General features: G+C 73.2%; 20 protein-coding genes. 2 read left to right on the forward strand and 18 right to left on the reverse strand.

Annotation, left to right across the window (positions count from 1 at the left end; all coding sequences use genetic code 11):
• Nucleotides 1–87: 87 nt before the first annotated feature.
• The 15 genes from ACZ5ID_RS05380 to ACZ5ID_RS05450 form a co-directional block, all read right to left on the reverse strand.
• Complete coding sequence (locus ACZ5ID_RS05380) at nucleotides 88–798, reverse strand: response regulator (RefSeq protein ID WP_468893644.1); 711 nt, start codon at nucleotides 796–798, stop codon at nucleotides 88–90.
• Nucleotides 795–2,108, reverse strand: coding sequence for a sensor histidine kinase (locus ACZ5ID_RS05385; RefSeq protein WP_468894200.1), 1,314 nt, complete (start codon nucleotides 2,106–2,108; stop codon nucleotides 795–797). Before ACZ5ID_RS05385 ends, ACZ5ID_RS05380 begins: the two co-directional genes overlap by 4 nt.
• A gap of 233 nt (nucleotides 2,109–2,341) precedes the next feature.
• The gene (locus tag ACZ5ID_RS05390) at nucleotides 2,342–3,232 is read right to left on the reverse strand and encodes an alpha/beta hydrolase family protein (protein ID WP_468893646.1); all 891 of its coding nucleotides are present in this window, start codon (nucleotides 3,230–3,232) and stop codon (nucleotides 2,342–2,344) included.
• A gap of 550 nt (nucleotides 3,233–3,782) precedes the next feature.
• A complete protein-coding gene (gene kynU, locus ACZ5ID_RS05395; RefSeq protein ID WP_468893648.1) occupies nucleotides 3,783–4,973 on the reverse strand; it encodes a kynureninase in 1,191 nt (396 codons plus the stop codon).
• Nucleotides 4,966–5,799 carry a tryptophan 2,3-dioxygenase family protein gene (locus tag ACZ5ID_RS05400; RefSeq protein ID WP_468893650.1) on the reverse strand — a complete coding sequence of 278 codons (834 nt, stop codon included), beginning with the start codon at nucleotides 5,797–5,799 and terminating at the stop codon, nucleotides 4,966–4,968. Before ACZ5ID_RS05400 ends, kynU begins: the two co-directional genes overlap by 8 nt.
• Nucleotides 5,800–5,901: 102 nt before the next feature.
• The gene (locus ACZ5ID_RS05405; RefSeq protein WP_468893652.1) at nucleotides 5,902–6,729 is read right to left on the reverse strand and encodes a DUF3152 domain-containing protein; all 828 of its coding nucleotides are present in this window, start codon (nucleotides 6,727–6,729) and stop codon (nucleotides 5,902–5,904) included.
• A 210-nt stretch (nucleotides 6,730–6,939) separates the two neighbouring features.
• Nucleotides 6,940–7,353: a DUF3151 domain-containing protein gene (locus ACZ5ID_RS05410; protein WP_468893654.1), complete on the reverse strand. Its 414-nt coding sequence runs from the start codon at nucleotides 7,351–7,353 to the stop codon at nucleotides 6,940–6,942.
• Nucleotides 7,354–7,547: 194 nt separating this feature from the next.
• Nucleotides 7,548–9,005 (reverse strand): MFS transporter, encoded by a 1,458-nt coding sequence (locus tag ACZ5ID_RS05415; RefSeq protein ID WP_468893657.1) that lies wholly within the window; start codon nucleotides 9,003–9,005, stop codon nucleotides 7,548–7,550.
• 97 nt (nucleotides 9,006–9,102) lie between these two features.
• Complete coding sequence (fbaA, locus tag ACZ5ID_RS05420) at nucleotides 9,103–10,131, reverse strand: class II fructose-bisphosphate aldolase (protein ID WP_468893659.1); 1,029 nt, start codon at nucleotides 10,129–10,131, stop codon at nucleotides 9,103–9,105.
• 307 nt (nucleotides 10,132–10,438) lie between these two features.
• Nucleotides 10,439–10,978, reverse strand: a complete 540-nt coding sequence (gene pyrE / locus ACZ5ID_RS05425; protein ID WP_468893662.1) for an orotate phosphoribosyltransferase — start codon at nucleotides 10,976–10,978, stop codon at nucleotides 10,439–10,441.
• 10 nt (nucleotides 10,979–10,988) lie between these two features.
• Entirely contained in the window at nucleotides 10,989–11,795 is an 807-nt protein-coding gene (locus tag ACZ5ID_RS05430) for an aldose epimerase family protein (RefSeq protein WP_468893664.1), read from the reverse strand.
• 69 nt (nucleotides 11,796–11,864) lie between these two features.
• Complete coding sequence (locus tag ACZ5ID_RS05435; RefSeq protein ID WP_468893666.1) at nucleotides 11,865–12,908, reverse strand: SRPBCC family protein; 1,044 nt, start codon at nucleotides 12,906–12,908, stop codon at nucleotides 11,865–11,867.
• A gap of 105 nt (nucleotides 12,909–13,013) precedes the next feature.
• On the reverse strand, nucleotides 13,014–14,594 hold the full coding sequence (locus tag ACZ5ID_RS05440; protein ID WP_468893668.1) for a polyamine aminopropyltransferase: 1,581 nt from the start codon (nucleotides 14,592–14,594) through the stop codon (nucleotides 13,014–13,016).
• Between the two features lie 122 nt (nucleotides 14,595–14,716).
• The gene (locus ACZ5ID_RS05445) at nucleotides 14,717–15,241 is read right to left on the reverse strand and encodes a DUF2617 family protein (RefSeq protein WP_468893670.1); all 525 of its coding nucleotides are present in this window, start codon (nucleotides 15,239–15,241) and stop codon (nucleotides 14,717–14,719) included.
• 334 nt (nucleotides 15,242–15,575) lie between these two features.
• Nucleotides 15,576–15,872, reverse strand: a complete 297-nt coding sequence (locus tag ACZ5ID_RS05450) for a hypothetical protein (protein ID WP_468893672.1) — start codon at nucleotides 15,870–15,872, stop codon at nucleotides 15,576–15,578.
• An 86-nt stretch (nucleotides 15,873–15,958) separates the two neighbouring features.
• On the opposite strand from ACZ5ID_RS05450, the gene ACZ5ID_RS05455 reads away from it, so the two are divergent.
• Complete coding sequence (locus tag ACZ5ID_RS05455) at nucleotides 15,959–17,161, forward strand: pyridoxal phosphate-dependent aminotransferase (protein ID WP_468893673.1); 1,203 nt, start codon at nucleotides 15,959–15,961, stop codon at nucleotides 17,159–17,161.
• 111 nt (nucleotides 17,162–17,272) lie between these two features.
• The gene (locus tag ACZ5ID_RS05460; protein ID WP_468894202.1) at nucleotides 17,273–18,409 is read left to right on the forward strand and encodes a hypothetical protein; all 1,137 of its coding nucleotides are present in this window, start codon (nucleotides 17,273–17,275) and stop codon (nucleotides 18,407–18,409) included.
• 10 nt (nucleotides 18,410–18,419) lie between these two features.
• Here ACZ5ID_RS05460 and ACZ5ID_RS05465 read toward each other — a convergent pair whose 3' ends face one another.
• From ACZ5ID_RS05465 to ACZ5ID_RS05475, 3 genes are all read right to left on the reverse strand, one after another.
• Nucleotides 18,420–18,974, reverse strand: coding sequence for a type III secretion system chaperone family protein (locus ACZ5ID_RS05465; protein ID WP_468893674.1), 555 nt, complete (start codon nucleotides 18,972–18,974; stop codon nucleotides 18,420–18,422).
• A 120-nt stretch (nucleotides 18,975–19,094) separates the two neighbouring features.
• Nucleotides 19,095–19,685: an RloB family protein gene (locus tag ACZ5ID_RS05470; RefSeq protein ID WP_468893676.1), complete on the reverse strand. Its 591-nt coding sequence runs from the start codon at nucleotides 19,683–19,685 to the stop codon at nucleotides 19,095–19,097.
• Nucleotides 19,663–20,943 carry an AAA family ATPase gene (locus ACZ5ID_RS05475; protein ID WP_468893678.1) on the reverse strand — a complete coding sequence of 427 codons (1,281 nt, stop codon included), beginning with the start codon at nucleotides 20,941–20,943 and terminating at the stop codon, nucleotides 19,663–19,665. The genes ACZ5ID_RS05470 and ACZ5ID_RS05475 overlap by 23 nt, the downstream gene beginning before the upstream one ends.
• Nucleotides 20,944–20,953 lie beyond the last annotated feature (10 nt).

Consider the following 20,953-nt stretch of genomic DNA (forward strand, 5'->3'; position numbering starts at 1 on the left):
CAGCCCACCGCCGGGCCGCAGACGAAAGCGGGGCTCACGGGGCGGAGCCCCGGTGTGGTCCCGCCGCTGAGGGGGGCACGGCCGGGCTTACGACGGGGTGACCAGGCGGGACTCGTACGCGTAGACCGCCGCCTGCGTCCGGTCCCGCAACCCCAGCTTCACCAGCACCCTGCTCACATGCGTCTTGATCGTCGACTCCGCCACCACCAGCCGGTCCGCGATCTCCGCGTTGGACAGGCCCTGGGCGATCAGGACCAGGACCTCCGTCTCGCGGTCCGTCAGCTCCTCCACCTGCACCGCCCCCGCCGGACCCGCCGGACCCGCCGGCCCCCGCCGCGCCGGTGCCGCCCGGGCGAACTCGGTGATCAGGCGGCGCGTCACCGACGGGGCGAGCAGCGCGTCCCCGGAGGCCACCACCCGTACCCCCTCGGCCAGTTGCCGCGCGGACGCGTCCTTCAGGAGGAAGCCGGAGGCGCCCGCCCGCAGCGCCTGGTACACGTACTCGTCGAGGTCGAACGTCGTCAGCACCAGCACCCGCGCCCCCGCGTCCGCCGCCACGATCTCCCGCGTCGCCTCGATCCCGTTCATCTCGGGCATCCGGATGTCCATCAGGACGACGTCCGGGCGCAGCTCGCGGACCTTGGCCACCGCCTCCCGGCCGTCGACCGCCTCGCCGACGACCTCGATGTCCTGCTGGGCGTTGAGCAGGACCGAGAAACCCTCCCGGACCATCATCTGGTCGTCGACGATCAGGACACGGATGCCCGTACCGGCGTTCACGCTCGCGCTCACGCTCATGCCTCCACCTGCTCCACCCGCTCCGCCGCCGCGTCCCGCGCGACCGGGACGAAGACCGCGACCTCGTAGCCGCCGTCCGCCGTCTCGCCCGCCGTCATCTCGCCGTCCAGCATCGCCACCCGCTCCCGCATCCCGGTGATCCCGTGACCGCTGCCGGGCGAGGCGGGGGCCGCGCCGGTCGGCGGGCCGTTGACGACCCGCAGGCCCACCCCGCCCAGCACATAGCCGACCTCCACCCGCGCGGCGGCCCCCGGCGCGTGCCGCAGGGCGTTGCTGAGCGCCTCCTGGATGATGCGGTACGCCGAGAGCTCGACGCCCTGCGGGAGTTCGCGCACCGCGCCGGTGACCGCCTTGGTCACCTCAAGCCCCGCGTCGCGTACGTTCGCGAGGAGCCGGTCGAGGTCGGCGAGGGTGGGCTGGGGCGCGTCCGGCGCCTCGTAGTCCTCCGCGCGTACGACACCGAGGACGCGGCGCAGCTCGGTCAGCGCGGCCACCGCGTTCTCCCGGATGGTGGCGAACGCCGCCGTCAGCTCGGCGGGCGGGTCCTCGACGCGGTACGGGGCCGCCTCGGCCTGGATCGCGACCACCGACATGTGGTGCGCGACCACGTCGTGCAGCTCGCGCGCGATGGTGGTGCGCTCTTCGAGCACGGTCCGCTTGTCGCGTTCGACGGCGGTGACCGACTGCTCGACGGTGATCTTCCGCTCGGCGTCCCGGCGTACGTTCACGAGGACGGCGATCAGGAGCAGGATCGCGGACGTCACGGCCATCGGTCCCTCGTCCGACGCGCCGTAGCCGCCGTAGTCGCCCACTCCGGTGGGGAACTGGAGCACGGAGCCGAGCAGCAGCGTCAGGAGCCACATCCAGGCGGCGGTGCGGGGCCGGGTGCGCAGCGCCACCACGACCATCACCGCGAGCTGCGAGAGGAAGCCGCCCGGCCCCCAGGGCCAGACGGAGGAACCGTTCCCGCCCCCGCCGATGACGGCCATGACGACCGTGCACGCGCACACCGTCCACCAGGCGCCGACCGGCCGTATCAGCGTCATGGCGACGGGGAGCGCGGTGAGCAGACCCGTGGCCATCCAGATGACCAACCACGGGCCCGAGCCCTGGGCCCGGTCGGTGTACGTGATCATCGCGGCGCAGAAGGCGACGAAGAGCACGGCCGCGTGCCGGCTCCAGGCTGCGTACCGGCGCAGCCGGGCGGGCAGATGGCGGACGAGCGGGCCGTCCGTGCGCATCGGCGGCAGCGGCCGGTAGGCGAAGGCGTCCCGGAACAGGTCCCGGCGGAGCCCGGCGAACAGGTCCATGGCGAGCAGGAACTCGGGGCTGCGTCCGCCGCTGCCCGGCGTACCGCCCGGCGGGGGGCTGAGGGTCTCGTTCACGTGACCACGGTAGGCGGGGGCGGGTGGGCGGGGCGTCCCCTGCGCTGCGGATCCGTCGGGGTCCCTCTCAGGTACTACGGCGGGTGCTGCGGCAGATGCTGCGGCAGGTAGTACGGCAGGTAGTACGGCAGGTAGTACGGCCGACGCGTCCGGCCGCGCTAGTACGCCAGTTGCGCGATCTCCTCCGCCACGACCGCGCAGGCGTCGGCGGCGGGGTCGATGAGGGGGAAGTGGCCGACGCCGTCGAGCACGGTGAACCCGACGGGCTCCCCGGCCCGGGCGGCGGCGTCGACGTACGCCTCGGCGACGGCCCTCGGCACGACGATGTCGTCCCGGCCCTGGACGAGGGTGGTGGCGATGCCGGTGGGCAGGAGGGCGGCGGGGTCCGCACTCGCGACCCTCCGCTCGGCCTTCCCCTCACCTCCCGGCCCCTCGCCCCCGAGGAGCTGGAGCACGGCTCCCTCGCACACGTCCAGCGCCAGGGCGGTGGCGAAGTCGGCGATGGGGGCGAGGGCGACGACGCCGCGGAGGGGGACGGGGGCGGGGGTGTGCCACGGGGAGGCGGGCGGCAGTACGTGGCGGGCGGCGGCCCACAGCGCGAGGTGGCCTCCGGCGGAGTGGCCGGTGAGGACCGTACGGCGGAGGTCGGCGGTGGGGAGGTGGGTGCGGGCGAGGCCCGGGAGGGCGTCGAGTGCGGCGGCCACGTCGTCGAACGTCTCCGGCCAGCGTCCGGCGACGGGCGGGCCGCCGCCCTGTCGGGGCAGCAGGCCGCCGCGCCGGTACTCGACGCTGGCGACGGCGAATCCGCGGCGGGCGAGGAAGTCCACGAAGGGGGTGAGGTGCGCCCGGTCGTACCGCTCGCGCCAGGCGCCGCCGTGGAGGGCGACGACGAGGGGGGTGGCGACGAGGGGGGTGTCGCCCCGGGGGCGGTAGAAGTCGATGACCTGGTCGGGGTGGGGGCCGTAGGGGGCGGTGGTGTCCGGGGGGACGTGGGGGTGCGAGAAGGCCGAGGCGACTTCGGCGGCGTCCCGGGCGGTGGGGTCTTGCATGGGGCACCTCTCTTGGGGTGGCGGGCGGGACGGTATCAGGGGCGGGGCCTGGTTGGTGGGGGGGTGTGTGTGGGCCAGGGGTGGGTTGCTTTGCGCGGTTCCCCGCGACCCTGGGGGGCCGGGGGGTCGTCTGCGGGCCGGTGGTGGGCTGCTCGCGCAGTTCCCCGCGCCCCTTAAGGGCCCGGACTTTGGCTGCCGGTCGAGCTGAGTTGCTCGCGCCGTTCCCCGCGCCCCTGCTGGTGCCGGGGGGCGTCTGCGGGCCGGTGGTGGGCTGGTCGCGCAGTTCCCCGCGCCCCTTAAGGGCCCGGACTTTGGCTGCCGGTCGAGCTGAGTTGCTCGCGCCGTTCCCCGCGCCCCCTTCGGGGACCGGGGTTGCCTGCGGGCCGTGGGGGCCGGTCGCGCCCCTGAAAGCCGGTGGCCGGGGCAATTGTTCTGGCTGCGGCCGACCGCCTCAGGGGCGCGGGGAACCGCGTGGCCGGCCCGCTACGGTCGGCAGACGCAAGAAGGGGGCCGGGGCGCGGCCCCGACGTGGGGTGTGGGGGTCGTGGGGCTAAGCCAGTGCCGACGACACCGCTCGCGCCGCCCTCTCCGCGTCCCCAAACCCCACATACAGCGGCGTGAACCCGAACCGCAGCACATCCGGCCGGCGGAAGTCCCCCACCACACCCGCCGCTATGAGCGCGCGCATCACATCCCCCGCCCCCTCACACCGCAGCGCCACCTGGCTCCCCCGCTCCGCGTGCGCGGACGGCGTCACGGACTCCACCCGCCCGGGCGGCACATACGCCGCCACGCACTCCAGGAAGAAGTCCGTCAGCGCCAGCGACTTGGCGCGGACGGAGTCGATGGAGACGCCCGTCCAGACGTCGAGGGCCGACTCCAGGGCCAGCATCGACAGGATGTCCGGTGTGCCCACCCGGCCCCGCACGGCGCCCGCCCCCGGCTCGTACTCCGCCCGCATCCCGAAGGGATCCTCGTGCGAGTTCCAGCCGGGCAGGGGGGAGTCGAACGAGGGCTGGTGGTCGCCCCGTACGTACAGATACGCCGGCGAACCCGGCCCCCCGTTCAGGTACTTGTAGGTGCAGCCGACCGCGAAGTCCACCCCGTGCGCGTCGAGGCCGACGGGCAGCGCGCCCGCGCTGTGGCACAGGTCCCACACGGTGAACGCGCCCGCCGCGTGCGCCGCGGCGGTGATGCCGGGCAGGTCGTGCAGCCGGCCCGTGCGGTAGTCGACGTGGTTGACCAGGACCGCCGCCGTGCGCGCACCCAGCGCCGACACCATCTCGCCGGGCGCGACCGCCCGGACGGACCGGCCGGTCATCCGCGCCGCGGACCCCGCCACGTACCCGTCCGTCGGGAACGTCGACGCGTCGACGAGGATCTCGTCCCGGTCCGAGGGCGCCAGGCGCACCGCCGCCACCAGGGCCTTGAAGACGTTCACACTCGTGGAGTCGCCCACCACGACGCGCCCCGGCGCGGCGCCGACGATCGGCGCTATCCGGTCGCCTATCCGCTCCGGCGCCGTCCACCAGCCGCTCTCGTCCCAGGAGCGGATGCGCAGCTCACCCCACTCGCGGGTGATGACCTCCTGCATCCGCGCCGGGACGTGGCGCGGCAGTGCGCCCAGCGAGTTCCCGTCGAGGTAGACCGTGGTGTCGTCGAGGGCGAACAGCTCGCGGTGCCCCGCGAGTTCGTCTGCGGCGTCCAGCGCCGCGGCCTTGGCGGCCAGCGACTCAGACATGGCTGCGCGCCGTCCACAGCTCGGGGAACACGCTCTTCGTGGCCCGCTTCTCCAGCCAGGCCACGCCCGCGGAGCCGCCCGTGCCGGTCTTCGCGCCCATCGCTCTCCTCGTCGCCACCAGGTGGTCGTTGCGCCAGCGCCACACGAGCTCGCCCACATCGGTCAACGCCTCACCCAGGCGTACGAGTTCCCCGTTCTGGTCCCCGGTGTAGAGCTCCGCCCAGACGGCCTCGACCTCGGGGGAGGGCTCGTACCGCTGGGACAGGTCGCGCTCCAGGACCGCGGCCGGGACGGCGTGCCCCCGGCGGGCGAGCAGGGCAAGCACCTCGTCGTACAGGCTGGGCTCCTGGAGCGCCTTCTCCAGCTCGGCGTACACACGCGGCGCGCCCCGGTGCGGCACCAGCATCGACGCCGACTTCTCGCCCAGCAGGAACTCCATCCGCCGGTACATCGCGGACTGGAAACCGGAGCCCTCGCCGAGCGCCGAACGGTAGGAGTTGAACTGCGCCGGGGTCAGCTGGGCGAGCGGCGTCCAGGACGCGTTGAGCGCCTCCAGCTCGCGTACGGACCGCTTGAGCGCGTCCACGGCCACCTGCACGCGGTCCTCGCGCAACGCGCGCGTGGCGGTCTCCCACTCGTGGACGATGACCGTGAACCACAGCTCCATGACCTGGGTGGTGACCAGGAAGACCATCTCGCCGGGGTCGTCCGAGCGCAGATGCTGGAGGTGGGTGAGGACGTCCGCCTGGACGTAGTCCTCGTACGGAGTCGTGCCCGCGAAGTCCAGATGGGGGGCGTCGGCCGGTTCGGACATCTTTGATGACATCGCTGTCTCCTCGACGTGTCCGGGTAGCGGTCCGCCCCTTCCTTCATCGGCATCGGAGCCCCGGTCCCCACCCGCATCATAAACACGCCCCCTCCCCCGTCGTCAGGGCACGGACGGGCCTTCCACGAAGCTGCCCGACTCGGTGTACGGCCAGGCGTTGGACTTGCAGCCGTTCAGGCCCTTGATCTGCTGCTGCATCACCGGGGCGGCCTTGCCCGGCCCCGGGCAGGCCATGTGCCGACGGAAGCCGATCATGTGGCCTACCTCGTGGTTGATGATCAGATGCCGGTACTCGGCGGGCGGCCCGTCGTACTGCGGCGAGCCCTTGACCCACCGCTTGAGGTTGACCACCACACCGTCGGCGACCTCGCAGTTCAGCTCGCCGTGGGTGTCGCCGTTGGCCGCGCACAGCTTGTCGGTGGTGGCGGGGGTGGCGATCTTTATCGTCACGTCGGCACCGCCGTCGCCGGAGACCAGCTGGAACCGGGCGCGGCCGTGCGCGGCCCAGCCGCGGGGGTGGGCGAGTATCGCCTGGATCTCGGTGGCGGCCTGAGCGGGCGAGACGTCGACGCCGTCCTCGACCAGGACCTTGTAGCGGCGCAGGGGGCCACCGGTGCCGACGGGGGCGCCGGAGGCACGGGCGGGGGTGAAGGTGCCGGGCCCGGCGGCGGGCACGTCCTTGTCGTCGTCGGCCGGCAGGGGCGCGCGGGAGCCGAGGGGCGTCTCGGCGGCGTACCCGGGCCGGGCGGCATCGTTGTCGCCGCCGCGCCCCTGGGTCAGCGCGGCGCCGCAGACGAGGGCGAGGCCGAGGAGGCCGCCCGCGAGGAGGAGGGCGCGGGGACGGAGCGGGGCCGAGCGTCTCTCACCGCTACGGGGTCGGGTGTGGCCATGGCCACGACGGGCTCCGTTGCGGGCTGCTCGCTTGCCCAAGACAGATTTCTCCCCTGCTCACGGCTGGAGTTGGGGGGAGAGGTGTGGGGCCTCGTGCGCCAGCGCCGTCTTGCGGTGTCCGACATCGATGTCGACGTGCGGTGTGCGATGTCGGCGTGCGGTGTCGGCGTTCGATTGTCCGGTATTCGATGGTGCGTGCGATCGTACCGTCCGCACGAGAATTGTCCGGACGGTACGAATCCGCGCAGGTCAGCTCAGCGTGTCGGCGGCGAGCGGGGAGGAGTCCCGCAGGAACGCGGTGCAGCGCTCGAACTCGGCCTGCTCGCCGATGGCCTGGGCGGCGCGGGCCAGGGCGTGCAGGGCGCGCAGGAAGCCGCGGTTGGGCTCGTGCTCCCACGGCACCGGGCCGTGGCCCTTCCAGCCGGCGCGGCGCAGCGAGTCGAGGCCGCGGTGGTAGCCGGTGCGGGCGTACGCGTACGACTCGACGGTGCGGCCCGCGTCGAACGCGTCGTCCGCGAGCTGGGCCCAGGCGAGGGAGGAGGTGGGGTACTTGGCGGCGACGTCCGCGGGAGCGGTGCCCTGCGCGAGGAGTTCGCGGGGCTCGGGGTCGTCGGGGAGGTGGGTGGGGGCGGGGCCGCCGAGGAGGTTCTCGTGAATGGACATGGGGCCAGTCTGCCGCGTCCGACCGACAACCGGGCCTTCTCCCCCACGCTGCCCGTTCCCTCCCCGGTCTTCCAGGGGCGCGCGGAACTGCGCGACCAGCCCACCACGGTCCCCAGACGACAAGCGGGTTCGGGGCGCAGCCCCGCTCGGGGGTTCGGGGGCGCAGCCCCCGAGCGGGCCCCGCACCACCCCGGTCACCCCTCCCGGTTGCGCTCCAGGGGCGGACCCGTCACCCCGCAGGACACCCGGCACTCCGGATGGCATCCCGCCCGCGGATGCCGCACGGTCGCGTACGCCAGCACCGCCCCCACCACCAGCACCCCCGCACACACCGGCATCGCCCGGCGAAACGTCGAGCCGAACTCCGCCGCCGAGCGGTACGCCGACGGGGACATGCCCGCCACCAGCGGCAGCGCCGCCACCGCGATCAGACCCGCCGCCCGCGCCGCCGCGTTGTTGATACCGCTCGCCAGCCCTGCCCGCCCCGCGTCCACCGACCCCAGCACCGTCGCGGTGAGCGGCGCGACCAGGGTCACCATGCCCAGGCCGAGGACGACGACCGCGGGGAGCACGTCCCGCGGATAGGACGCGCCCACCCCCACCCGCAGCATCAGCAGCATCCCGCCCGCGCACAGCAGCGGCCCCACCGTCAGCGGCAGGCGCGGGCCGATCCGCTCGCCCAGGGCTCCGGAGCGGGCCGAGAGCAGAAGCATCAGGACCGTGGTGGGCAGCAGGGCCGCGCCGGCGCCCAGCGCCGAGTACCCCGCCACCACCTGGAGCTGGAGCGCCGCCAGGAAGAAGAATCCGCCGAACGCCGCGTACACGCACACCGTCACCACGTTCACCGCCGTGAACTGGCGCGAGGCGAATATCTCCGGCGGCAGCATGGGGTCGGGCAGCCGCCGTTCGAGCCGCAGGAAGGCGAAACCGGCCAGCACGCCCGCCACCGCCGCGCCCAGCACCAGCGGCGACGCCCCCTGCCCCGACGCCTCGATCAGCGCGTACGTCACCAGCGCCAGCGCCAGCGCCCCCAGCGCCGCGCCCGTCACATCGAAGCGGGCCGTGTGCACGCGCGTGTCCCTGGACTCCGGGACGTGCTTCAGCGCCACCGGTACGCACAGCGCGGCCAGCGGCACGTTCAGCAGGAAGACCCAGCGCCAGCCGGGGCCGTCCACCAGCCAGCCGCCCAGGAACGGCCCCACGGCCGCCCCGACGCCGCCCAGCCCGGACCAGACGCCCACGGCCGCCGCCCGGTCGCCGGGATCGAAGCTGGCCTGGATGAGGGCGAGGGAGCCGGGGGTGAGGAGCGCACCGCCGATGCCCTGGAGGGCGCGGGCGGCGATCAGCACGCCCGCGTCGGGTGCGAGCCCGCACAGCAGGGAGCCGGCGGCGAACCAGACGACGCCCACGACGAAGACCCTGCGGCGGCCGTACCGGTCGCCGAGCGCCCCGCCGAGCAGGATCAGCCCGGCGAGCGTGAGCATGTACGCGTTGACGGTCCACTGGAGCACCGCCATGTCCGCGTCCAGGTCCGCCCCGATGCGCGGCAGCGCCACATTGACCACGGTCGAGTCGAGCATCGCCATCCCGGACCCGAGCACGGTCGTGAACAGCACCCACCGCCCCGCCGCAGTCCCCATCGTCACGCTCATGGACTCCACTCTCGCCGAACGCACCGGGCCCGGCACCCCCCGCGAGGGGGATACCGGGCCCGGACGGGGGAGCGCGGGCGGCGGGCCCGCGCGCCCGTTACTTCAGCTTCGTGCCGGTCGAGCGCAGGTTCGCGCACGCCTCGGTGACGCGCTTGGCCATCGACGCCTCGGCGAGCTTGCCCCAGGTGCGCGGGTCGTACGTCGACTTCTTGCCGACCTCGCCGTCGACCTTCAGGACACCGTCGTAGTTGCGGAACATGTGGTCCGCGACCGGGCGGGTGAAGGCGTACTGGGTGTCGGTGTCCAGGTTCATCTTCACGACGCCGTTCTCCAGCGCGGTCGCGATCTCCTGCTCGGAGGAGCCGGAGCCGCCGTGGAAGACGAAGTCGAAGGGCTGGCTGCCGGCCTTGCCGTGCTTGGCGGCGACACCCTCCTGGAGGTCCTTGAGGAGCTCCGGACGCAGCACGACGTTGCCCGGCTTGTAGACGCCGTGGACGTTGCCGAAGGAGGCGGCCAGCAGGTAGCGGCCCTTCTCGCCCAGGCCCAGGGCCTCGGCGGTGCGCAGCGCGTCGTCGACGGTGGTGTACAGCTCGTCGTTGATCTCGTGGCTGACGCCGTCCTCCTCGCCGCCGGTCGGGGTGATCTCGACCTCAAGGATGATCTTGGCGGCGGCGGCCTTGGCGAGCAGCTCCTGGCCGATGGCCAGGTTGTCCGCGAGGGTCTCGGCGGAGCCGTCCCACATGTGCGACTGGAACAGCGGGTTCAGGCCCTTGGCGACGCGCTCGGCCGAGACCTCCAGGAGCGGACGTACGTAACCGTCCAGCTTGTCCTTGGGGCAGTGGTCGGTGTGCAGCGCGACGGTGATGTCGTACTTGGCGGCGACGATGTGCGCGAACTCGGCCAGCGCGACCGCGCCCGTGACCATGTCCTTCTTGTACTGGCCACCCAGGAACTCGGCACCGCCGGTGGAGATCTGGATGATGCCGTCGCTCTCGGCCTCCGCGAAGCCGCGCAGGGCAGCGTGCAGGGTCTGGGTCGAGGTCACGTTGATGGCCGGGTAGGCGAACTTGCCTGCCTTCGCCCGGTCGAGCATCTCGTTGTAGACCTCGGGGGTTGCGATGGGCATCTGTCCGCTCCTTGTGATGTGCGGGGTGTGCGATATGTGCTGGCCCTGACCTGGGGGCGACGTCATCGTCGCGGCCCATCTTTCCAGACTCTGCGCCCGGCTCCACCCTGCGGACGGAGGAGGGGGCGGCTGTTTCACGTGAAACAGCCGCCCCCTCGTCGAAAGCGCAGGTCAGAGCGGGTAGGCATGAGCACCTTGGCTCGGACCACCACTTTCGGAGTGCCCGTCAGTCGATCATGCCGAGTACCCCGGACCGGTTACGCCCACGGTGGCCTCCGGGGCGTTGTGCCCACAAGCGCCGGACCCGTCAGGCCAGGCCCAGGTCACCGAGCTGGTAGCCGGTGAGGTACGTCAGACCCGCTCCGGTGATGGCGTCGGCCGCGCCCCGGTCGACGATCGTGGCCACGGCGACGACCTCGCCGCCCGCCTCGCGCACCGCCTCGACGGCCGTCAGCGGCGAGCCGCCGGTGGTGGAGGTGTCCTCGACCACCAGGCAGCGGCGGCCCCTGACCTCCGCGCCCTCGATCCGGCGCTGCATACCGTGGGCCTTCTGCGCCTTGCGTACGACGAAGGCGTCCAGGCGCCGGCCGCGCGCGGCGGAGGCGTGCAGCATCGACGTCGCCACCGGGTCTGCGCCGAGGGTCAGCCCGCCCACGCAGTCGAAGTCGAGGTCGGCGGTGAGGTCGAGCATGACCTGACCGACCAGCGGCGCGGCCTCGCCGTCCAGCGTGATCCGCCGCAGGTCGATGTAGTAGTCGGCTTCCCGGCCCGAGGAGAGGGTCACCTTGCCGTGCACCACGGCCTTGTCCTTGATCTGCTGGAGCAGGTCGGCTCGTACGTCAGTCATGCCCGCCAGCTTAGAGGCGGCGCCAGCTCCAGGTCGTCGCCAGCTCCAGCGGGTCCACCGGCGTCACCAGCCGCGGCAGGGTGTTGAGGCCGTTGGGCGGGCCGGACTGCGGCTCCACGCACACCGCCTCCTCCTGCTCGTCGTAGACCACCACCCACTCGCTGCGGCTGGCCACCTTCAGCTCCAGCTGCCCCGGCCAGGTGAGGGTGACGTCGACGCCGTCGGGCATGCCGAAGCAGTCGTCCCAGGGGCCCGGCAGGGGGTCGATGCGGCGGCCGGTGGGCAGGTGGTCGTCCCCGCGCTCCTCCTGCCAGCCGGGGCTGAACTCCAGCCGCACGTCCTCGCCGCCGAGGCTGCGCCGGAACCAGGGGTGCCAGCCGACCTGCGCGGGGAAGGAGTCGCCGTACGTCTCCACGCCCATGGTGATCGTCAGCGCGCTCTCGGACAGCTCGAAGATCTGCGTCACGCGTCCGGTGTACGGCCACGGCTCGGCCAGGTCGTACGTGAAGTGGGCCTCCGCGTGGCCGGTCTCCGTCTCGCCGGTGCGCACCCCCTTCCAGACCGTGTCGCGGCCGGTGCCGTGGATGGCGTGCGGCGCGGCGTTCAGCGGCAGACGGTGCTTGGTGCCGCCGTTGCGGAACTCGCCGTTCTCCACCCGGCCGCACCAGGGGACCATCGGGAACGAGCCGTACTTGTCGCCCTGGCGCAGCACTTCCGTACCGCCGATGCGCAGGCTCTCGATCCGGCACCCGAGGTCCGGACGGACCGTCAACTCGACCTCGCCGGCCGCCAGCCGGACACTCTTGTCGCTACTCACGCCCCTGACACTACTTGCGTCGGCGCGTCCCCCGGCGCGCGCGTCGCCGTGTCCGGGGCGGGTGGCGTGTCAGCGGCGTCGGCGCAGGGCGCGGCCGACCACCACCGCGGAGGCGAGCGCGAGCGCGGCGGCCGGGGCGGCCCACCGCAGGGTGGCACCCGCGCCGGAGCCGGCCGGGGCGGGCACGGGCGCGTACCGCCCGCGCGGCGGCGCGTGGTCGACCTCCTCGGCGCTGCGGCCGATCATCGTCCGGCGGGCGTGCGCGGCCTCGGCGGGCAGGTAGTCGGCGTCCCCCGAGAGGTCGAACTCGTCCTCGGCGAGCGGGTCGAGCGAGGGCGGCGGGACGGCGGCGTCGAAGACGGAGTGGCCGAGGCCGGGGTCCTCGGCGGGGTCCTCGCCGCGCGCCTCGGCGTCCACGTCCGCGTCGGCGTCCGGAGTGGCGTCCGGGGCCGCGCCCGACCCCGACCCGGAGGTGGTGGGCCCGGCGGGTCCGGCCTCGGGCTCCCCGGGCGCGGCGGGCCCGGTGGCGGCGCGGGGCGCGGCGTCGTGGGGGGCGCTGTCGGGCGCGGGGATCTGGGGCGCGGCGGCGTCGGGTCCGGAGGCCTCCACGCCCTGGACGGCCGCCCCGCCCTCCGTCGCGTCCGGCTCGCCGGCGCCCTCGGCCGGGCCGCCGGTCTCCTCCCCGGCTCCCTGCGCGTCCGCCGCCAGCGCCGCGCCGAAACGGTCCAGCAGGCGGGCGGCGGCGGCCCGGGTGCCCTCGGGGGTCGCGGTGGCCACCCGGCCGTCCGCGGTCGCCGTGGCGGTGACGGACATCCGGGTGCCCTCGTCCTGGGGCGCGAGCCGGAGGGTGAGGGAGAACCTGCCCGCGCCGGTGCCGCGCGCCTCGGTGCCCTCGGCCTCCACGCCGAAGGTGTCCTCGTCCAGCTCGGTGATCCGCATGGTGCCGCGGTAGGTGATCGTGTGGCCCTCGACGCGGAGCTTCAGCCGCCCGGCCACCGGTGGCTCGCCCGCGTCCTGCTGGAGCCCGGGGACGCAGCGGGCGACCCGCGCCGGGTCGCGCAGCGTCCGACGCAGGGACTGGACCTCAACCGGAACGAACACCTCATGCTCCATGAGTCACGAGCCTACTCAGGGGTGGCCGTCCCGTCTCCGCAACCGACGCGCCGAGCCGTACCGAACCCGCCCGTCCGGGCCCCGCGCGGGGCCCCGGGCCCGCCGTCAGCCCGAGTAGCGCGGATGGACCAGGGTCGAGGGCGGCAGCTCCTCGCGGGGGCGCTCCTCGCCCAGCGGCTCCAGCTCCGGGGCGAGCGGGACGCCCGGGGGCCCGGAGGGCGAGGCGAGGACGAAGCCCCAGTCGTGCGGGGCCCCGGTGGCGCCCGAGGCGCGGTCGGGGCCCGCCGTGAAGCCGGTGAGACGGCCCGTCGCCCGGTAGGGCACGGTCCACAGACCGGCGGCCCGGACCGTCGACTCCACCGTCCAGTACGTGTGCGACCGCGTCGCGACCGGCCCCGCGTGCACCGCGAGACGGCCGCCCGGCGCCAGCACGCGCGCGGCCAGGCCGAAGAACTCCTGCGAGTACAGCTTGGTGCTGGGGGTGATGCCCGGGTCCGGCAGATCGGAGATCACCACGTCGAAGGGCCCGGCCGTCCGGCCGGCCCCGCGCAGCCAGCCGAAGGCGTCCGCGACCACCGCCCGCACCCGCCGGTCCTCGTACACATGGCCGTTCAGGGCCGACAGGGCCGGGTCGTGGCGGGCCAGGCCGACCACGCCCGCGTCCAGCTCGACCAGGGTCACCGAGCGCACGTCCGTGAAGCGCAGCGCCTCGCGGGCGGCCAGGCCGTCCCCGCCGCCCAGGACCAGCACCCGCCGGTGCCGCCCGGACTCCATCGCGGGGCCCACCAGCGCCGAGTGGTAGCGGTGCTCGTCCCGGCCGCTGACGCGCAGCCGGCCGTCGAGGAACAGGTCGAGCGGACCGCCGGGGCCGTGCCCGGTGCGGCTGCCGGTGAGGACGACCTCCTGCACACCGGTCTGCACCGCGACCCGCACCTGCCCTCCGTACACCGCGCGCCGCGCCGCCTGCTCGAAGGCGCCGACCAGCGCGGTGGTGATCGCCAGGACCGCGATGACCAGCACGTTCGCCGCCAGGAGCCACCAGCGGGCGCGGGGGGTCAGATCGCGCCGGAAGAGCCACAGCACCAGCGCCCCGCCCGCGACCGCGTTGACCGCGCCGGTCAGCAGCGCACCGGTCAACTGGCCCAGCAGCGGCAGCAGGAGGAAGGGGAAGGCGAGGCCGCCGACGAGGGCTCCCACGTAGTCGGCGGCGAACAGGTCCGCGACGGTGCCGCCCGGGTCCTGCCGCGAGACGCGCTGCATCAGCGTCATCAGGAGGGGGATCTCGGCGCCGATGAGCACACCGATCCCGAGCGAGAAGGCGACCAGGGCGTATCGCGCGCCGCCGAGCCAGGCGAACGTCGCGTACAGCACCATCGCCGAGCAGCCGCCGACCAGCGCGAGGGCCGCCTCGATCAGTCCGAAGCCGGCGGCGGCGTGCAGCCGCAGCTGCTTGGCGAGCAGGGAGCCGATGCCCATGGCGAAGACCATCACGGACAGCACGACGGAGGCCTGGGTGACCGAGTCGCCGATCAAGTACGAGGCGAGGGCGACCAGTTCGAGTTCGTAGACGAGTCCGCAGGCCGCGCAGATGAACACGGTGCCGAGCACGATGAACCGCGCGGTGCTGCGCCGGGGCACCGGCGGCGGGATGCCACTGGGCAGGACGGGCACAGACGGTTCGATCATGATGGGAACGCTACGTCACGACTCGCTCGCATCTTGTCACCCACAAGGGTGCAACTCGCGCACGGCGGAGGGAATTACGGCTCCTTCAGTGGCGGTGCGCCCCCTCCTACCTGCACGCATTCTCACCGCGCGGCCGGTACCGCCGTCCGGACACCGACCCTCGTTCGGGTCACCACCAACTGCCCCTCCTGCGGGTACGCGTGCCAGGTCCGCCACCGCACCTGGCCCTCGCCGCGCTGCGCGAGCATCGCGGTGAAGGCGTGCGGCGAGCCGGGAAACGTCCCCGCGAGGCCGTTGGGATGGTCGGCGACCAGCGCCAGCAGCTCCTGGGCGCGCCCCGCGAACGACCCCTCGGACAGCGTCTCCACCCGTGCGGCGAACTCGTACTCCCACTCCCCCAGACGTTTCGCCACCCCGAGGGGGAGCGGGGTGCTGCTGCCGGGCATACAGGCGACGGTCTCCGAACAGGAGCCCTGCTCCTCTTCGAGGAGTACCTGGTGGGAGGCGCCCAGCAGCCTCAACTGCAGTCTGGCGCCGGTGAGTTCCAGGTCGAGGACGGCCAGGGCGGGCAGCGGCTCCCGCCCCAGAGCCCAGGCGAGGTCGCTGGCACGCGTGTCGGTGTAGGCGGTCTTGAGAGTCGTGAGCATGGGTGGGCTCCGCAAAACACACATGGGGAGGGTGGACGACCGGGGGCGCCCCGGAACCGGTGCGGGGAAGGGGGGACCGTCGGCTCGGGTCCGCCCGGTGGGGGAGGTCCGTGGGCTGCGTTTCTCAACAGCGAGGCAATCATGAAGTGGGCCGCACTCACAGCGTTTTTACCCAACTTGACGGGGTTTCCATCCCTGGGAGGCAACACGGTTCACCTGTTCACTGCGAAGGCGCGCGTGAGGGCGCCCGGCGGGTGGAGACCCCGCCGGGCGCGTGGATGAGGCGTGCGGACGGAATCGGCTGCCCCGTGTCAGCCGCGACCGCCGCACGCGGTCAGCTGGAGCCGCCGCAGCCGCCGCCCCCGCAGGACGAACCGCCGCCGCAGGAGGAGTGGCCACCACCGCACGAGTGGCTGCCGCCGCACGAGTGGCCGCCGTGGTGGCCGTGGCCTCCCCCGCTGTCACCGGCCCACCAGGCGCCGGACGAGCCCGCCGCGCCGGAGGAGCCGCCCGCCCCGGACGAGTACCACCCCCGCCGCCGCCGGCCGCGGCTCCCCCTGGTCACCTTGCCGACGACGTACCAGATCAGTACCAGTACGGCCCCCGCGACGACATATCCCATCTCCCCCACCGTCCTTCTCCTGTGTGTGACAGGGGGATGCCCTCGCCCCGCGCGCGCGAAAGCAGACTTGAGCAACTCCAGAGGTTGCCCACAGGATGGCCGCCATGACCTCCAGCGCGCGTCCTCACCTCAACCGCCGCCTCGCCGAGTTCGGCACCACGGTCTTCGCCGAGATGTCCGCCCTCGCGGTGTCGACCGGAGCCATCAACCTCGGCCAGGGCTTCCCCGACACCGACGGCCCCGAGGAGGTCCGCGAGGCCGCCGTGCGGGCCCTGCGCGACGGACGCGGCAACCAGTACCCGCCGGGTCCCGGCGTGCCCGAGCTGCGCACCGCGATCACCGACCACCAGCTGCGGCGCTACGGGCTGACGCTCGACCCGGACCGCGAGGTGCTGGTCACGGTGGGCGCCACCGAGGCGATCGCGGCCTCGCTGCTCGCCCTGGTGGAGCCGGGGGACGAGGTGATCGCGCTGGAGCCGTACTACGACTCCTACGCGGCCTGCGTCGCCATGGCGGGCGGCACACGGGTGCCGGTGACGCTGCGGCCGGACGGCGACCGCTACCGGCTGGACCTGGACGAGCTGCGCGCCGCCGTCACCCCGCGCACCCGGCTGATCCTGCTCAACACCCCGCACAACCCGACCGGGACCGTGCTGAGCCGCGAGGAGCTGACCGCGATCGCGGAGCTGGCCCGCGAGCGGGACCTGCTGGTCGTCACCGACGAGGTCTACGAGCACCTGGTCTTCGACGGCGAGCACGTGCCCATCGCCACCCTGCCGGGGATGCGCGGGCGCACCCTCACCATCGGCTCGGCCGGCAAGACGTTCTCGTTCACCGGCTGGAAGGTCGGCTGGGTGACGGGCGCGCCCGAGCTGGTGGCGGCCGTGCGCTCGGCCAAGCAGTATCTGACGTACGTGGCCTCCGGCCCCTTCCAGTACGCCGTCGCCGAGGCGCTGCGGCTGCCCGACGCCTACTTCGACACCCTGCGCGAGGAGATGCGGGCCAGGCGGGACCTGCTGAGCGCGGGGCTCGCGGCGGCCGGGTTCGCGGTGTACCGCCCGGCGGGCACGTACTTCGTCACCACCGACATCCGTCCGCTCGGCCGGGAGCTCTCGCACGACGGCGACGGCTTCGCCTTCTGCCGGGCGCTGCCGGAGCGCTGCGGGGTGGTGGCGATTCCCAACGCCGTCTTCTACGACCACCGGGACGCGGGCGCGCCTTTCGTCCGATTTGCCTTCTGCAAGAGGGAGAGTGTGCTCGAAGAGGCCGTCTCCCGGCTGAAGGCGCTCGCGGGCTGAGCTCGCGGGACGAGGCGCCGCGAGAGGCCGGGGAGGACCGACCACGCGCGCGCCCGGAGGTGCACCCTGTCCGCCGAGATCACCGCCCTCGTACGCCGGTCCGCGGACGCCCTGTCCACACCGCGCCGGCTGACCGCGCTGCGCCGGGCGGCCCCCGCGCTCGGGCTGTTCGCCGCCGCCCGGCTCGCCGGGATGCTGTTCCTCGCGGGCTGGGCCTGGCACCTGGGGCGCTCGCCGCGCGCGCTGCTCGCCACCGCGTGGGACGCCGACTGGTACATCAAGATCGCGGCGCACGGCTACGGGCGCACCCTGTACTGGCCGGACGGGACGGTCCAGAGCGACCTGGCGTTCTTCCCGTTCTACCCGAGCCTGATGCGGCTGGTGACGACGGCGCTGCCGGTGGCGGGGGGCACGGCCGGGCTGCTGGTGTCCTGGACGGCGGCCGGGGCCGCGGCCTGGGGCATCCACGCGGTCGGGGAGCGGCTGGCGGGCCGGCGCACGGCGACCGCGCTGGTGCTGCTGTGGGGTCTGCTGCCGCACTCCATCGTGCTGTCGATGGCGTACACCGAACCGGTGATGACGGCGCTGGCCGCCTGGTCGCTCCGGGCGGTCCTGGATCGGCGCTGGCTGTGGGCGGGCGGGCTGGCGGTCCTGGCGGGCCTCTCGCGGCCCAACGCGATCGCGGTGGCCGCGGCGGTCACCGCCGCGGCGGCGGCGGCCCTGTGGGACGGGGAGCGGGGCGCACGGCGCGACTGGCGGGTGTGGACGGCCGGGGCGGTGGCGCCGCTCGGCTGGTGCGCGTACGTCCTGTCGGTCGGCGCCCGAAGGGGTGATCCGCTGGGGGGTTACTTCGCGGTCCAGGCCGCCTGGACGTCCCGTTTCGACTTCGGCCGGGGCTCGCTGCGCTTCGTGCGGAAGCTGGCCACCGGGCCCTTCGACCTCGGCTACACGATGGCGTTCCTGATCACGGTGGCGGCGCTGCTGCTGTTCGCCCTGTTCGTGCTGGAGCGCCCGCCGCTGCCGCTGCTCGTCTACACGGCCGTACTGCTGCTGATCACGGTCGGCGGCTCGGGGTTCTTCGAGTCCAAGCCGCGGTTCCTGCTGCCGGCGTTCCCGCTGCTGCTGCCGCTGGCGGCGGCGCTGACGAAAGCCCGGACCGGGGCGGCGGTCACCGTGACCGCGGCCCTGGCCGGGCTGTCGTTCGCGTACGGGGCGTATCTGCTGACGCTCGCCCCGATGGCGCTGTGAGTGCCGTGCCTCAGGCGTCGTCGCCGGGCGTGTCGCCCGCGTCGCCCTCGTCGCCCTCGGCGCCGTCGACGGCCTTCTCCAGGCCGAGCTGCTCCACGAGCCACTTGTCGAACTCGATCGAGGCGCGGACCCAGCTGACCGTCGAGGAGACGAAGTGCTCCAGGGCGACGCCGGTGCCGATCAGCATCTGCGCCTCACCGATCAGACGGACGGCGCCGTCGTCGTGGGTGTGCGTGTAGACCTTGGGCCACAGGGTGCGGCGGTTCCAGTCGTCGATCGTCTCCAGCAGCGCGAGCTTGTCGTCGATGCTGTGGGGGCGGTCGTAGAAGGTCCGCACCGAGAAGACCTGCTGGTCCTCCTCGCCGCGGAACATGAAGTACGTGCGGAACTCCTCCCACGGCGCGGCGAGGTCGCCCTCGTCGTCCACGACGTACTTGAGCTCCATCTGGTCCAGGAGCTGCTTGACCAGATCCTGGTCGGGTACGACGGGCCCGGCCGGTCCACCGGTGGGCTGCGGGCCGGGCTGAGCCCCGAAATTCGGAATCGAGGACGGGTCGATGCTCATCGTGAATCTTCCTTCGTACGGTTCCGGTCATCCTCTCCCATGCCGGGCGGGGGCTGGCAACCCCCGCCACGGGTATCCGCTGACGGCTGACCGAATCCCCTCACGTGTGGCGTAAGCGCGTCAGCGCTTCGTCATGCGATCGGTGAGGCGCCAGACCCCGGTGGAGGGATTGAGCAGGTGGTCCGCACCGGTGGGGTCCAGCTTCCGCGCCCGTTCGGCGGCCTCCTGATGACGACCTTGGTAGGCGGCGAAATCGAGCCGGGTCTTGTCGTACCCGGGAAGGTGCTTCTGCAGGTGGGGCAGGAGCTGTTTGTACGTGGCGGCGTACGCGCGGTGGTCCGCGAAGTGGAGCAGCAGCCAGAGCTCGAAGCACGGATTGGACACGGCGGCCCTGATGCCGCTGCGACGGGCGGCTGTGACGGCCTCCGCGACATCGGCGTACTGGTCCACGTCGAAGACGCACCACACCTCGTCGTAACCGCCCCGGTTGAGGTCCCGCTGCTGGCGGGCGTACGCGACGAGCTGCGTCGGGGAGCAGGCCTTGCCCCGGACCACGAGGGAGATCGCCGGGTTGCGCAGATGGTCCCGTAACCCCTGGAGGTATTGGCGCTCGGTCTCCTTGCCCCCGCAGACGATCAGCAGGGTGCGGGACGACTGGCGGACCGGGCGACGTCGGCGGCCCGATCCCTCACGCGGGAACTGCCTTGCCATGCGCCCCCCAGTACTTCCTGACCATGTCCTCGAACGCCGTCTCCGGCAGGAGCGGTACCGCGCCGTAGCTGCCCGCCAGGTAGCGCCGCTCGAAGTTCTCGCCCTTGCGCGGCTTGAAGTCGCTCAGCGGATAGAGCTCGGAGGTGCCCGTCTTGGCGTCCTTCTCCACGAACCAGACCTGGTCCCGGCGCAGCACCTGCTCACCGAGCATCGTGCCGAGGAGGGTGGCGTCGTGGGTGGTGAAGACGAGCTGGGCGCCGAGGGGATTGAGCTCGGGGTTCTGGAAGAGGGAGAGAAGCTTGGCGGTGAGCAGGGGGTGGAGGCTCACGTCGATCTCGTCGATCCACAGCTGGTCCCCGTGGAGAACGGCCAACAGCGCCCTGAACACCAGGTTCAGCCACGTCTTGGTGCCGGCCGACTCCGCTTCGACCGGCAGGACGAATTCCTCGTCGCCGACGCGATGGACGAACTCGAGCGGTTTCGACATCGCCTGCGCCAGCCCGGCGGAAATGGTCTCGGGGACCCTCGCTCCCTCAAACGCGGCGTTGCGCCCCGCCGCCGGACGGACACCGTGCACCCCGAGGTCCGCAGCGGCGAGCACCTCCGCACCGACAGGCAGCCCCACTCGCCGCAGTTCCTCGAAGCCCTCTGCCACGAGCGCCCCCACGGCGGCGTGCGTGATCGTCTGCCGGTGGTCATCGGTGACCACTGCCGACTTGCTCGCCAGAGCCTTCCAAATCCTGCTGAGCAACCGGTGAGCGGACTGCGCAGCCGCCGACAGATAGAGGCTGTTCGGCCGCATGATCCGTTCGGCGGCGACCCGCTCGCCACTCAGCGTCGCACCGTAATCGATCTTCATTCCGTTGCGTTCGAACAGGACGCGCTTGCGCGCCTTGGGGTACGCGTAGAGCCATTCCTCGCCCACAGCGGCATCCGTGACGCTGAAGCCGTACACGTAGCGCACTCCGTCGACGAGCAGGTCGGCCGCGTACGACGCGGGCTCCTCGCGACTCACATGGTCGAGTAGGAAAGGACGCCTCGGCACGGGTGCGCCGGGCAGCCACTTCGCCTGGGAGTCCTCCACCGTTTCCGTGAAGAACCGGAACGCGTCCACCACCGTGGACTTCCCGGAAGCATTGGCTCCGTAGATCGCCACGACCGTCACGGCGGGCCGGTCGTCCTCGTACGCCGGGACCAAGTTCAGTTCCTGCGGTTCGCGCAGGGAGCCGTGGTTGGCGACACGGAAGCTCAAGAGCATGTGCTCATCC

This window comes from Streptomyces sp. NPDC031670 (assembly GCF_055580545.1).

Bases quoted from the DNA above. Each gene is read 5' to 3' on its own strand.
- ACZ5ID_RS05380 (WP_468893644.1), bottom strand. From the start codon at position 798: ATGAGCGTGAGCGCGAGCGTGAACGCCGGTACGGGCATCCGTGTCCTG.
- ACZ5ID_RS05385 (WP_468894200.1), bottom strand. From the start codon at position 2,108: ATGGACCTGTTCGCCGGGCTCCGCCGGGACCTGTTCCGGGACGCCTTC.
- ACZ5ID_RS05390 (WP_468893646.1), bottom strand. From the start codon at position 3,232: ATGCAAGACCCCACCGCCCGGGACGCCGCCGAAGTCGCCTCGGCCTTC.
- kynU (WP_468893648.1), bottom strand. From the start codon at position 4,973: ATGTCTGAGTCGCTGGCCGCCAAGGCCGCGGCGCTGGACGCCGCAGAC.
- ACZ5ID_RS05400 (WP_468893650.1), bottom strand. From the start codon at position 5,799: ATGTCATCAAAGATGTCCGAACCGGCCGACGCCCCCCATCTGGACTTC.
- ACZ5ID_RS05410 (WP_468893654.1), bottom strand. From the start codon at position 7,353: ATGTCCATTCACGAGAACCTCCTCGGCGGCCCCGCCCCCACCCACCTC.
- ACZ5ID_RS05415 (WP_468893657.1), bottom strand. From the start codon at position 9,005: ATGAGCGTGACGATGGGGACTGCGGCGGGGCGGTGGGTGCTGTTCACG.
- fbaA (WP_468893659.1), bottom strand. From the start codon at position 10,131: ATGCCCATCGCAACCCCCGAGGTCTACAACGAGATGCTCGACCGGGCG.
- pyrE (WP_468893662.1), bottom strand. From the start codon at position 10,978: ATGACTGACGTACGAGCCGACCTGCTCCAGCAGATCAAGGACAAGGCC.
- ACZ5ID_RS05435 (WP_468893666.1), bottom strand. From the start codon at position 12,908: ATGGAGCATGAGGTGTTCGTTCCGGTTGAGGTCCAGTCCCTGCGTCGG.
- ACZ5ID_RS05440 (WP_468893668.1), bottom strand. From the start codon at position 14,594: ATGATCGAACCGTCTGTGCCCGTCCTGCCCAGTGGCATCCCGCCGCCG.
- ACZ5ID_RS05445 (WP_468893670.1), bottom strand. From the start codon at position 15,241: ATGCTCACGACTCTCAAGACCGCCTACACCGACACGCGTGCCAGCGAC.
- ACZ5ID_RS05455 (WP_468893673.1), top strand. From the start codon at position 15,959: ATGGCCGCCATGACCTCCAGCGCGCGTCCTCACCTCAACCGCCGCCTC.
- ACZ5ID_RS05465 (WP_468893674.1), bottom strand. From the start codon at position 18,974: ATGAGCATCGACCCGTCCTCGATTCCGAATTTCGGGGCTCAGCCCGGC.
- ACZ5ID_RS05470 (WP_468893676.1), bottom strand. From the start codon at position 19,685: ATGGCAAGGCAGTTCCCGCGTGAGGGATCGGGCCGCCGACGTCGCCCG.
- ACZ5ID_RS05475 (WP_468893678.1), bottom strand. From the start codon at position 20,943: ATGCTCTTGAGCTTCCGTGTCGCCAACCACGGCTCCCTGCGCGAACCG.